Raw genomic sequence first — 12,029 nt, 5'->3', positions numbered from 1 at the left:
ACGTCAACATACTTTCTTAATGAGATAAAACGCGATACGTATGCCCTTTACAAGAGACAAAACCAGAATCTTTGGTGGAAATGTAAGGGGCAAACGTTCCTCTTTCTCATTTTGCTCTTTTTGCGGGGGCATTTTTAGTGTGTAAGTATTCCTGCTCATCAGGTTTTTACGCCATCTACGCGCATTTATTCTGGTATAAGTTGAAATACTGCAAAAAATATTAGTGCTTATTATTTTTTCTTTAAGTAAATTTTCGCTCAACAAACTTAATTGTTTATTCAATGATAATGAAGCGTGAGTTATGCTGAAAATGAGGGAAACTAACAGCAAGGATAATCTTATTATTCACGGGTGATATTACTTCTGCTTCACCGTTATGGCAGATATCATCGCCTCTTGTCAGATGCCAGACACCTACTCATACTCAACCAAAGCTCTAAATACAAAAATCACCTTATATCTTTTTTTATTATTCCTTGTATAAATGTGACTTGACTCACACCTATAAGGAGTCGACTCACTTCCATAAGAAGGAATCAAAATGCCAATAACTAACGCGTCCCCAGAAAATATATTAAGATATTTGCATGCGGCCGGTACCGGTACGAAAGAAGCAATGAAAAGTGCAACTTCACCACGCGGTATACTGGAATGGTTTGTCAATTTTTTTACCTGTGGTGGAGTAAGAAGAAGCAATGAAAGATGCTTTCGGGAGGTAATTGGAAAACTGACCACATCATTATTATATGTAAATAAAGATGCTTTCTTCGATGGTAATAAAATATTTCTGGAGGATGTCAACGGGTGTACTATATGTCTGTCATGTGGAGCAGCATCCGAAAATACGGCTCCCATGGTCATTATTGAAGTGAACAAAAATGGAAAAACTGTAACGGATAAAGTTGATAGCGAGAGATTTTGGAATGTATGTCGAATGTTAAAACTGATGAGTCAACATAATATACAACAGCCTGATTCACTTATAACCGAGGATGGTTTTCTGAACCTGCGCGGAGTAAACCTGGCTCATAAAGATTTCCAGGGGGAAGATTTGTCAGACATAGATGCTTCTGATGCAGATTTCCGTGAAACAAATCTATCTAATGTAAATTTAGTCGGTGCAAATTTGTGTTGTGCAAATCTACACGCTGTAAATCTAATGGGTTCAAACATGACTAAAGCAAACCTGACTCACGCAGACCTGACTTGCGCTAACATGTCCGGTGTAAACTTAACCGCTGCAATTCTATTCGGCTCAGACTTAACTGACACCAAACTAAATGGTGCGAAATTAGATAAGATAGCTCTAACTTTAGCGAAAGCATTAACAGGAGCCGATCTGACAGGTAGTCAACATACCCCTACTCCACTCCCGGATTACAATGATAGAACTCTTTTCCCCCATCCGATATTTTAGTCGAGATAAAGGGATTTTATAAACAAGAAGTATTCAAACAGAGGCCCCCTTGTTTTATTAAATAAACCCCGCCCCTAAGTTTCATTATAAATAACATTTTCAGCGTATTACTTGTTGGCTTTGTCTGAATCATAGCGTTATCTGTATGTGGCACATTAACTAAAAACACTATTATTGTTTAATTTAAATAATTCATAATTGTAGTCAGGAAATAAGAAGTTATGCTTCCGGTCACCTACAGATTAATACCTCAAAGCGGAGTATCCACATATGGATTAAATACCGCAGATACACCTGTTTTCCCCGATATTCCCGAACATGCACCAAACCCCTCATGGCTACGCCTTGCTCATGACAGCCTTGCCATAAACAGTGAATTCCGTCTGGAGCCAGAGTGTGTGGTGGAGTACCTTATCTCAGGCGCGGGTGGAATAGACCCTGATACAGAAATTGATGACGACACTTATAACGAATGCTACGATGAACTATCCTCCGTACTTCAAAATGCGTATACCCAAAGCGAAACATTCCGCAGACTGATGAATTACGCATATGAAAAAGAACTACATGATGTGGAGCAGCGCTGGCTACTGGGGGCAGGCGAAGCCTTTGAAACTACCGTGGCTCAGGAACACTTCAAACTTTCAGAAGGCAGGAAAGTTATTTGTCTCAATCTGGACGATTCTGATGATTCATATACCGAACATTATGAAAGTAACGAAGGACCACAACTTTTTGACACAAAACGTTCATTTATTCATGAAGTTGTACATGCACTGACCCATCTTCAGGATAAAGAAGAAAATCATCCAAGAGGCCCTGTTGTCGAATATACCAACATTATTCTGAAAGAGATGGGGCATCCTTCACCTCCCAGAATGGCCTACATCTTCAATAAATAGACACATCTTCAATAAATAGACACATCGGGAAACGAAAAGAAACTAAAGACTCGCGTAGTCCGTTTTTTCGGGAAATATTCTAACAGTATTTTCTAACTATATTCTATAGCGCCTAAAAAACAAAGGGGCTACCTTTCGGTAACCCCTTGTTTAATCTGGCGGAAGCGCAGAGATTCGAACTCTGGAACCCTTTCGGGTCGCCGGTTTTCAAGACCGGTGCCTTCAACCGCTCGGCCACACTTCCGGAATGAGGCGCACTATAAACATCCCGGTGCGTCATGTAAAGACCGAATGTGTTCGTTTGCGTGAAAAACAGGCAAAATTTCGTTAATTGCCTGAAATAGCGGCACATTGACCATTTCTTCAACACAAAACTGGCTGAATACGTATTGATCGCCTCCACTGTTTCACCGCTGTGATTAGCGATTTTTTTATCGGTAACGCGTGGTTGGCGCTGCCGCCTGTTTTATGGCGTAGCGCCAGGCATGAGCAGACCGTTTTAACGACGGTAATCACCTGAAATCTCTAAAGGAAACTAAACGTAAACGAATGCGTAAAGATGGGTAAAACCACTGGGTGACAGTGACTGTTTTTATTATTCTCCTTTATTAATTACATCTGTCATAAGAGAGTGACTAATGGATCGTATCATTACATCATCGCGTGATCGTAGCTCGCTACTGAGTACGCACAAAGTACTGCGCAACACCTATTTTCTGTTGAGCCTGACGCTGGCTTTCTCCGCAATTACCGCGACAGCCAGTACGGTACTGATGCTGCCCTCCCCCGGCCTGATTCTGACGCTGGTCGGTATGTATGGGCTGATGTTCCTGACCTATAAAACCGCCAATAAGCCGGTCGGTATCCTGTCTGCTTTTGCGTTTACCGGCTTCCTCGGGTATATCCTGGGCCCGATTCTTAACGCCTATCTGTCAGCAGGCATGGGCGATGTCATTGGCCTGGCGCTGGGTGGTACCGCGTTAGTATTTTTCTGCTGCTCCGCTTACGTTCTGACCACCCGTAAGGATATGTCTTTCCTGGGCGGTATGTTAATGGCCGGGATCGTCGTCGTGCTGATTGGTATGGTGGCGAATATTTTCCTGCAACTGCCTGCATTGCACCTGGCGATTAGCGCGGTGTTTATCCTGATTTCCTCGGGCGCTATCCTGTATGAAACCAGTAACATCATTCACGGCGGTGAAACCAACTATATTCGTGCGACCGTCAGTCTGTACGTTTCGCTGTACAACATCTTTGTCAGCCTGCTCAGCATTCTGGGCTTCGCCAGCCGCGACTAATCGACATTCCCCTCTTCCAGCCCTGCTTATGCAGGGCTTTATTTTTTGCTACACTGCCGTCCGTGTTGATTACGCAGTGAAACGTTATGTTGATCTTTGAAGGTAAAGAAATCAGTACTGATAGCGAAGGCTATCTGAAAGAGACGACGCAGTGGAGTGAAGCGCTGGCAGTCGCTATCGCCGCCAATGAAGGCATTGAGCTCTCTGCGGAACACTGGGAAGTCGTGCGCTTCGTGCGCGAATTTTACCTGGAGTTTAATACCTCTCCCGCCATCCGAATGCTGGTAAAAGCGATGGCGAATAAGTTCGGCGAAGAAAAAGGCAACAGCCGCTATCTGTATCGTCTGTTCCCGAAAGGCCCGGCAAAGCAAGCGACCAAAATCGCCGGTCTGCCCAAGCCGGTAAAATGTATTTAATACCGAATACTGAAGCCTGTTAACGTCTCGCGAGGGCTGTGCGGTTCAGTGAGGATTTTGTCCACACGAGCAGAGCGCGGCCCGCCCTCTTTCAGCCACTTGATGAGCTTTTCTACCTGCGCCGCGTCGCCACAGGCCACCACTTCTACGCTTCCGTCATCCATATTCTTCGCATAGCCGGTTAACCCCAGCCGCTGCGCCTCATGCTGCGTGGTATAGCGAAACCCGACGCCCTGAACGCGACCATAAACCCAGGCGATAATGCAGACGTTCGACATGATGGTTCTCCTTTCATAATCAACGGTGAAGACGCATACAGGACATACTTAACGTACCTGACTAGGCAGACACCCATAATGTTGGCGGAATCTGGCCGTAAATCGCGACCCCGACAGGTAGCCGCACCGTAGCGCTATTTCGCCGATCGGCAGCGTCGTCGATTGCAGTTGAGAAAGCGCGCAGGACATGCGTACCTCTTCAATAATTTGCCGATAACTCTGCGATTCGCGCTGCAAACGCCGACGCAGCGTCGATGTTCCCATAGCAAGACGGCGGGCTATCTCCTGGGCTGTCCATAGCTTAGCAGGTGAGAGCATAATCAGTTGCCGCACCTGCTCCGTGAGGGTGTAACGCCGTTCAATAAGCAGCGGTCCCGCCGCGCCATCATGCAAAAGCGCTAACAGTAACCCCATCGCCTGATGTTCCTGTAGCCCGGCAGGTAAGCCCTGGCGCACAGCATCCAACACGTTCTCCCACATAAATGTCAGGCTACGGCTCATCGGGGTACACAGCGATGTCATATTTGCCGGTGGATAATCCTGAACATACATCGTTTTAAAACGAGCAATAATCTCCGGTGAAAGTAACAACAGGTCGGAGCGAAAACCGTTCTGCGCAGGCTGATTAATAATCTCCAGCGGCGTGTTCACCGGAATAATAATCAACTCGCCCGGCCCGGCGACAAGGCGGCTATCATCCTGAATGATGACTTTACTGCCCTGCGTAATATGGCAGATAGCGGCGGAAAAAAGCGTAACACGATGCAAACGGTGCAGATGACTGGAACGCACCTCTGCCGTCGTAAGATCCTGATGTCGAATATGCATCTCCTGCACCGTGCCGTCCTCTGTTTTATCTTCCGTATGTGGCCGTGAATTGTGCTTTCGCAATCATATGCGCGTTAAGCATAAACCCTACCAACGCGCCACTCGACTCACTGTCGAGCGGCAGTGTTGCCGTATTCAGCGCCCACACAGTAAACTGATAGCGATGAGGCTTATCGCCCGGCGGCGGACAGGCGCCGCCAAAGCCAGCATAACCGAAATCATTCCGTCCCTGCACCACTCCAGCGGGTAACGTTTTTTTATCAGCCCCCGTCGGCAGGTCGTGAATCTGCGCAGGAATATTCACCATCGTCCAGTGCCACCAGCCGCTTCCGGTGGGCGCATCAGGATCGAAGACGGTAATAGCGTAGCTTTTGGTTCCGGCAGGCGGATTGCGCCAGCTCAGCTGCGGCGAAATATTTTCTCCGCTACAACCAAATCCTTTAAAGACGTGCTGTTGCGTTAAACGAAAATCCGCCGGAATATCCGCGCTACTGAGGCTAAACGCCGACGCGGCAGATACGCCGCCACTCAATGCCATCATTGCGGCTGCGGTCAAAGAGAAGACTGTTTTCATTGTATTTCCTTCTTCATGTAAAGAAATAACACTATAAAAAGCGTCCGCTGAAGAAACTGTGCCTTTACGATTCTATTTTGTGCAGAAACGCTCACCGCCATACGCTGGTGATTGCCTCTCTCATCTGTGCTACTCTACGCGCCATTTCGTTTTCACGGTCCCTGGCTGGAGCTATTATCCGGCTCGCGTCACTGTTTGTGAGAGGTTACTCCGCATGACTGAATCTACATTTCCGCAATATCCCCGTTTAGTCCTCAGCAAAGGGCGAGAAAAATCTTTACTCCGCCGCCACCCATGGGTCTTTTCCGGCGCCGTATCCCGTCTGGAAGGCAAAGCCAACCTCGGTGAAACTATCGATATCGTCGACCATCAGGGAAAGTGGTTAGCACGCGGCGCCTGGTCACCAGCCTCCCAGATCCGCGCGCGCGTCTGGACATTTGATAAAGCAGAATCCATTGATATTGCGTTTTTCACCCGCCGCCTGCGCCAGGCGCAGCAGTGGCGCGACTGGCTGGCGAAAAAAGACGGCCTGGATAGCTATCGTCTGATCGCCGGTGAGTCCGATGGCCTGCCTGGCGTCACTATCGATCGTTTTGGTCATTTTTTGGTGCTGCAACTGCTCAGCGCCGGGGCCGAATATCAACGCGCCGCATTAATTAGCGCGCTGCAAACATGCTATCCGGATTGCGCTATTTACGATCGCAGCGACGTCGCCGTGCGGAAAAAAGAAGGGATGGCGCTGACGCAAGGTCCGGTCACTGGCGAACTGCCACCTGCGCTTTTGCCAATTGAAGAACACGGTATGAAATTGCTGGTCGATATCCAGGGCGGCCACAAAACCGGTTATTATCTTGATCAGCGCGACAGTCGTCTGGCGACGCGCCGCTACGTGGAAAATCAGCGGGTACTGAACTGCTTCTCTTATACCGGCGGTTTTGCCGTGTCGGCGTTAATGGGCGGTTGTCGCCAGGTTGTCAGCGTGGATACCTCACAGGATGCGCTGGATATCGCCAGGCAAAACGTTGAACTGAACCAACTGGACTTGAGCAAAGCCGAATTCGTGCGCGACGACGTGTTTAAGTTGCTGCGCGCTTACCGTGAACACGGCGAAAAATTCGACGTCATCATCATGGACCCGCCCAAATTCGTTGAAAATAAAAGCCAGTTAATGGGCGCCTGCCGGGGCTATAAAGACATTAACATGTTAGCGATTCAACTGCTCAATCCGGGCGGCATACTGCTGACATTCTCTTGCTCCGGACTGATGACCAGCGATTTATTTCAGAAAATCATTGCCGATGCCGCAATAGATGCCGGTCGTGATGTACAATTTATAGAGCAGTTCCGTCAGGCCGCCGATCACCCGGTGATCGCCACCTACCCGGAAGGGCTGTATCTGAAAGGGTTTGCCTGTCGCGTCATGTAACTTGAAAAGTGGAATAGTATCCTCATATAAAGGGTATCTATTTCCCGGGAGGTGACTATGATAGCCAGCAAATTCGGTATCGGCCAACAGGTCCGCCATTCCCTGTTAGGTTACCTCGGAGTGGTCGTCGATATCGACCCGGAATATTCGCTTGATGAGCCGTCGCCTGATGAACTGGCGGTTAACGACGAACTTCGCGCCGCTCCGTGGTACCACGTGGTAATGGAAGATGATGATGGTCAGCCAGTGCATACTTATCTGGCCGAGGCCCAGTTGCGAAGCGAAATGCGGGACGAGCATCCAGAACAGCCATCGATGGATGAACTGGCGCGTACCATTCGCAAGCAGCTTCAGGCACCGCGACTACGTAACTGATTGTATTTAAAAGGCCGGAAAGCGATATCCGGCCTTTTAAACTTTTATTTCGCCAGCCCCAGGCGAGGGATCTCAATCGCCGGGCAGCGATCCATCACCACGGTCATGCCTGCATCCCGCGCCAGCACCGCCGCCTGTTCGTTGATCACGCCAAGCTGTAGCCACAGCGTTTTTGCGCCGATGGCGATAGCTTCCTGCGCGACGCCCCATGCAGCTTCAGAGTTGCGAAAAACATCCACCATATCGACTTTTTCGGGAATGTCAGCCAGCGTGGCATACCCCTGTTGCCCCAGCAATGTCTTACCCGCGACTTTTGGCGCAACCGGAATCACATGGTAGCCCTGTTCAAGCAGGTATTTCATTACCCGATAACTTGGACGATCGGGTTTATCGCTCGCACCTACCAGCGCGATAGTGCGAGTGGACGTCAAAACATCAGCAATATCGGTCTCTTTCATCATCTTTCTCCTGGCTGTTTTGCAAAGTGTACGACAAACCTGACATAGCAACCATTCATCCCATACCGATGTATGAGAGCAAAACGCCAAAATATGTCTATATGTTAGTAAACATGATCTAAGAAAAATTTCGATACATTATTAGCCAGACGGCCTTTGGACAGGAGAACCTTATGAAAACCGGCGCGCTAACCACCTTCCTTGCTCTCTGTTTGCCGGTGACTGTTTTTGCCACAACGCTCCGTTTGTCTAATGAGGTTGATCTGCTGGTGCTGGACGGCAAAAAGGTATCCAGCTCTTTATTACGCGGCGCAGAGAGCATCGAACTGGAAAACGGGCCGCATCAACTCGTTTTCCGGGTGGAAAAAACCATCCGCCTGTCCGGTAATGAAGAGCGGCTTTATATTTCTCCGCCGCTGGTGATAAGTTTCGATACCCAACTGATAAGTCAGGTCAATTTCCAGCTCCCGCGGCTGGAAAACGAGCGCGAAGCCTCGCATTTTAACGCGGCGCCGCGTCTGGCGCTTTTGGACGGCGACGCCATGCCCATTCCGGTAAAACTCGATATTCTGGCCATTACTTCTACGGCTAAAGTGGTCGATTATGAAATAGAGACCGAGCGTTATAATAAATCGGCGAAACGCGCCTCGCTTCCTCAGTTCGCCACGATGATGGCAGACGACAGCACGTTACTTTCCGACGTCTCAGAGCTTGATACCGTACCGCCGCAATCACAAACTCTGACAGAACAGCGGCTGAAATATTGGTTCCGACTGGCCGACCCGCAGACACGCCATCATTTTCTGCAATGGGCGGAAAAACAGCCGCCCTCTTGATATGAGTTGTCCCAGCGCGCAATTTTTTTGTCTTTCTCTTGCAGCATCAAGCGCTTCCAGTAATCTGTAGACAGGTTAACTACGGAATCGAATTATGGAACTGACGACTCGCACCTTGCCGACGCGCAAACATATCGCGTTGGTTGCTCACGACCACTGCAAACAGATGTTAATGAACTGGGTGGAACGCCATCAGCCGTTGCTGGAAAAACACGTTCTTTATGCAACCGGCACCACGGGGAATCTGATCCAGCGCGCAACCGGTATGGACGTTAATGCGATGCTGAGCGGTCCGATGGGCGGCGACCAGCAGGTTGGCGCACTCATTTCAGAAGGGAAAATCGACGTGTTGATTTTCTTCTGGGACCCGCTTAACGCGGTACCGCACGACCCCGATGTCAAAGCGCTACTGCGTCTGGCCACCGTATGGAATATCCCTGTCGCCACTAACGTCTCAACGGCGGACTTTATCATCCAGTCCCCGCATTTTAATGACGCTGTAGATATTCTTATTCCGGATTATGCGCGTTATCTGGCCGAGCGCCTGAAATAACCGCTACGCGGGCGGGATGCTGTACCGCCCGCGCTTTAGGGCTTCCTCGCCACCGGCACATCCAGCTGTTTAAGCGCCTCCACAAAGCGCGAGGGATTATCTTTATTGAAAAGCAGCCAGACCCGCGCACGCGCGCGCGTCAACGCCACATATAACAAACGCCGCTCTTCAGCGTCCGGAAAATCCTCAACCTGAGGAAGAAGCGCACTTTCCATAATGGATTCGCGCGCCGGGGCGGGGAAACCGTCGTTACCCTCCTGCAATCCGACAAGAATCACGTAATCGGCCTGTTGGCCTTTGCTGGCATGGATAGTCATGAAGTCTATCTGTAACTTCGGCCAGCGAGTCGCCGCTTTTTGTAGACTCGCGGGTTTCAGATGATGATAGCGCGCCAGCACCAGGATACGTTCATCTTCCTTCGCATAGCCGGATAATTTATCCAGTAACGCGTCCAACTGGCTTTCATCCAATAACGTCACCGCTTTTTTATCGCCTGGGGTCAGACTATTTAACGGTTTTTTAAGCTGGTGCGGATTCTGCTGTACAAAGCGATTGGCAATATCGCCAATCCGACTGTTAAAGCGGTACGTGGTGTCCAGGTGGCAATGCTCGCCCTCGCCGAACGTCTGATGAAACGCCGTCGTTAAGGAGAGCTGCGCCCCGCTAAAACGGTAAATCGCCTGCCAGTCATCGCCAACGGCAAACAGCGTAGTCTGGCTATTCTGCTTGCGCAGCGCCTCTAACAGCGCCGCCCGTTGCGGGGAAATATCCTGAAATTCATCGACCAGAATATGCTTCCACGGGCTGATAAAACGCCCTTTTTCGAGGATCACCATTGCCTGATGGATCAGCCCGGAGAAATCAACGGCATTTTCCGCTTTCAACGCGCTTTTCCAGGCCTTTAGCAGCGGCGCCATCAGCTTAATGCGTTTGCCAAACAGCTCGCGGCACTCCTCTGGCGCGCCAGCGATCATTTCTGCCTGCGCGCCGCCGTGCATACGCATCAAACTGACCCAACGATCCAGGCGAGGGGCCAGACGCCGCTGCAATGTCTCATCGTCCCAGAAATTACCTTCCGGCACTACCCACTGCATCTCCTCTTCCAGCCACTGACGCCAGCCTTTGGCCTGCGCTTTTTTCTCGCTACACTGCTGACGCCAGGTGCGCAGAAATAGCTGATGCCGCGCGGTGGCGTCACTTTCCAGCTTACTGATAACCGGCGCTTTTTTACTGCCTTGCTGAATAATATACAGCGCCAGCGAATGGAACGTACGGGCAGTAATCTCTTCCGTATGTAAGCGCTCGCGGATACGCTCATCCATCTCTTCTGCCGCCTTGCGACCAAACGCCAGTAAAAGAATTTGCCCCACATCGGCTTGTCCGCGCGCCAACAGCCAACCCGCGCGCGCCACCAGCACCGAGGTCTTGCCGCTTCCCGCACCCGCCAGTACCAGTAACGATGATTCGCCGTTAACCACCGCCCTGGCCTGGGAAGGATTAAGCGGAGAGGATTCTATCTGCGTAAAAAAGTCGGCATGCGCTTCCAGCATGGCATCAGCATACGCCTGATTATGCTGCTGCCGACTTCCCTCGCTATCCTGTAACCATGCCAGACACTTACGCCATATCTCGCGACAGTGAGCAAACTCCTCCAGACGTGAGACCGGCAGCGGTAAGGCGGCAAACGTCTGGCGAATTTCGTGTTCCAGCCCCCGAACGCGTTCACGGGTAAGCCATTGGTTTTCGCCCGTTCGCTCACTAATACGCGCCCATTGCTCCTGTAATGCCTGCGCGGCGACATCACTCATCTCCTGGCTCCAGCGACGCCAGTGCGCGTCCAGATAGCGATGGAATTGCTGGGTTTCCGACCACTCGGTACCGTGCAAACGCACGACTTTATCCTCCGGCAGGACAAACTCCAGCTCGCCCCATACCAGCCCACGCTTACAGTGAATCGCCAATAACTGATTGAATGGAATAAGATATTCATGCCTGTCGCCAGACACTTTCACCCCAGCGTTGAGGATCTCGGCACGATCATACGGGTGTTGCGCCAGACGTTTTCCAAGAGAAGTTGCTTTCAGTTCCATGACTCAGCGAATCCAGACGTAAAGATGTGCTTATCAGTGTAACCGCCAGAGAAAACGTGCTCCAGTCTAAAAAAACGTTACAATTGCCCGCAGTGATAGAAAACCGGAATGAACTGAGGGTTTATGCGTACCGTTCTGAATATTTTAAACTTTGTACTGGGCGGCTTTGCCACTACGCTGGCCTGGCTGCTGGCGACGCTTGTCAGTATTGTGCTTATTTTTACCCTGCCGTTGACCCGCTCCTGCTGGGAGATAACCAAACTGTCCCTGTTCCCTTACGGTAATGAAGCCATTCACGTTGACGAACTTAATCCGGCGGCGAAAAGCGTATTAATGAATACTGGCGGTACATTGCTGAATATTTTCTGGTTACTTTTTTTCGGCTGGTGGCTATGCCTGATGCACATTGCCTCCGGTATCGCTCAGTGTGTCACTATCATCGGGATACCTGTCGGTATTGCGAACTTTAAAATTGCCGCGATTGCGCTTTGGCCTGTCGGTCGCCGCGTCGTCTCTGTAGAAACCGCTCGCGCCGCGCGAGAAGCTAACGCGCGCCGCCGTTTTGAATGATCGGGACA

General features: G+C 50.1%; 15 protein-coding genes and 1 tRNA gene. 9 read left to right on the top strand and 7 right to left on the bottom strand.

Translation table 11 applies throughout. The annotated features are described in order from the left end of the window. Positions 1 to 3 precede the first annotated feature (3 nt). A complete protein-coding gene (locus N7E69_RS17505; protein ID WP_077906650.1) occupies positions 4 to 327 on the bottom strand; it encodes a hypothetical protein in 324 nt (107 codons plus the stop codon). Positions 328 to 541: 214 nt separating this feature from the next. On the opposite strand from N7E69_RS17505, the gene pipB reads away from it, so the two are divergent. Both pipB and pipA read left to right on the top strand, forming a co-directional pair. Further along, the gene (pipB, locus tag N7E69_RS17500; protein ID WP_001123035.1) at positions 542 to 1,417 is read left to right on the top strand and encodes an SPI-2 type III secretion system effector PipB; all 876 of its coding nucleotides are present in this window, start codon (positions 542 to 544) and stop codon (positions 1,415 to 1,417) included. A gap of 221 nt (positions 1,418 to 1,638) precedes the next feature. Next, positions 1,639 to 2,319, top strand: coding sequence for a type III secretion system effector protease PipA (gene pipA, locus N7E69_RS17495; RefSeq protein ID WP_000938188.1), 681 nt, complete (start codon positions 1,639 to 1,641; stop codon positions 2,317 to 2,319). A 156-nt stretch (positions 2,320 to 2,475) separates the two neighbouring features. On the opposite strand, the gene N7E69_RS17490 is transcribed toward pipA, so the two are convergent. Next, positions 2,476 to 2,563, bottom strand: a tRNA-Ser gene (locus N7E69_RS17490). Between the two features lie 394 nt (positions 2,564 to 2,957). On the opposite strand from N7E69_RS17490, the gene yccA reads away from it, so the two are divergent. Continuing rightward, a complete protein-coding gene (gene yccA, locus N7E69_RS17485; protein ID WP_000374046.1) occupies positions 2,958 to 3,617 on the top strand; it encodes an FtsH protease modulator YccA in 660 nt (219 codons plus the stop codon). Between the two features lie 86 nt (positions 3,618 to 3,703). Continuing rightward, entirely contained in the window at positions 3,704 to 4,033 is a 330-nt protein-coding gene (gene tusE / locus N7E69_RS17480) for a sulfurtransferase TusE (RefSeq protein ID WP_000904446.1), read from the top strand. Here tusE and yccX read toward each other — a convergent pair. The 3 genes from yccX to N7E69_RS17465 are packed head-to-tail and all read right to left on the bottom strand — an operon-like array spanning position 4,030 to position 5,713. Next, positions 4,030 to 4,311 carry an acylphosphatase gene (yccX, locus tag N7E69_RS17475; RefSeq protein ID WP_000072884.1) on the bottom strand — a complete coding sequence of 94 codons (282 nt, stop codon included), beginning with the start codon at positions 4,309 to 4,311 and terminating at the stop codon, positions 4,030 to 4,032. The two genes, tusE and yccX, sit on opposite strands and share 4 nt — an antisense overlap. A gap of 48 nt (positions 4,312 to 4,359) precedes the next feature. Further along, the gene (locus tag N7E69_RS17470) at positions 4,360 to 5,139 is read right to left on the bottom strand and encodes a helix-turn-helix transcriptional regulator (RefSeq protein WP_000548091.1); all 780 of its coding nucleotides are present in this window, start codon (positions 5,137 to 5,139) and stop codon (positions 4,360 to 4,362) included. 25 nt (positions 5,140 to 5,164) lie between these two features. Then, positions 5,165 to 5,713, bottom strand: coding sequence for a YbhB/YbcL family Raf kinase inhibitor-like protein (locus N7E69_RS17465; RefSeq protein ID WP_000859415.1), 549 nt, complete (start codon positions 5,711 to 5,713; stop codon positions 5,165 to 5,167). 214 nt (positions 5,714 to 5,927) lie between these two features. Between N7E69_RS17465 and rlmI the strand changes: the two genes are divergently transcribed. Both rlmI and hspQ read left to right on the top strand, forming a co-directional pair. Then, on the top strand, positions 5,928 to 7,139 hold the full coding sequence (rlmI, locus tag N7E69_RS17460) for a 23S rRNA (cytosine(1962)-C(5))-methyltransferase RlmI (protein WP_000140480.1): 1,212 nt from the start codon (positions 5,928 to 5,930) through the stop codon (positions 7,137 to 7,139). 57 nt (positions 7,140 to 7,196) lie between these two features. Continuing rightward, entirely contained in the window at positions 7,197 to 7,514 is a 318-nt protein-coding gene (gene hspQ, locus N7E69_RS17455; RefSeq protein ID WP_000561983.1) for a heat shock protein HspQ, read from the top strand. 44 nt (positions 7,515 to 7,558) lie between these two features. Here the strand turns inward: hspQ and N7E69_RS17450 are convergent, their stop codons facing one another. Continuing rightward, the gene (locus tag N7E69_RS17450; protein ID WP_001537782.1) at positions 7,559 to 7,972 is read right to left on the bottom strand and encodes a CoA-binding protein; all 414 of its coding nucleotides are present in this window, start codon (positions 7,970 to 7,972) and stop codon (positions 7,559 to 7,561) included. A 173-nt stretch (positions 7,973 to 8,145) separates the two neighbouring features. On the opposite strand from N7E69_RS17450, the gene N7E69_RS17445 reads away from it, so the two are divergent. Both N7E69_RS17445 and mgsA read left to right on the top strand, forming a co-directional pair. After that, complete coding sequence (locus tag N7E69_RS17445; protein WP_000847736.1) at positions 8,146 to 8,808, top strand: DUF2057 family protein; 663 nt, start codon at positions 8,146 to 8,148, stop codon at positions 8,806 to 8,808. 94 nt (positions 8,809 to 8,902) lie between these two features. Beyond that, the gene (gene mgsA / locus N7E69_RS17440; RefSeq protein WP_000424187.1) at positions 8,903 to 9,361 is read left to right on the top strand and encodes a methylglyoxal synthase; all 459 of its coding nucleotides are present in this window, start codon (positions 8,903 to 8,905) and stop codon (positions 9,359 to 9,361) included. Positions 9,362 to 9,396: 35 nt separating this feature from the next. Here mgsA and helD read toward each other — a convergent pair whose 3' ends face one another. Then, positions 9,397 to 11,451, bottom strand: a complete 2,055-nt coding sequence (gene helD, locus N7E69_RS17435) for a DNA helicase IV (protein ID WP_000420503.1) — start codon at positions 11,449 to 11,451, stop codon at positions 9,397 to 9,399. 123 nt (positions 11,452 to 11,574) lie between these two features. On the opposite strand from helD, the gene N7E69_RS17430 reads away from it, so the two are divergent. Next, a complete protein-coding gene (locus N7E69_RS17430; protein ID WP_001261222.1) occupies positions 11,575 to 12,021 on the top strand; it encodes a YccF domain-containing protein in 447 nt (148 codons plus the stop codon). Positions 12,022 to 12,029: the final 8 nt, after the last annotated feature.

The organism is Salmonella sp. 3C (assembly GCF_025426275.1).
Classification (GTDB): Bacteria; Pseudomonadota; Gammaproteobacteria; order Enterobacterales; family Enterobacteriaceae; genus Salmonella; species Salmonella enterica.
Note: the sequence above shows the minus strand (reverse complement) of the source record. Positions and strands in the feature narration are given on the sequence as shown.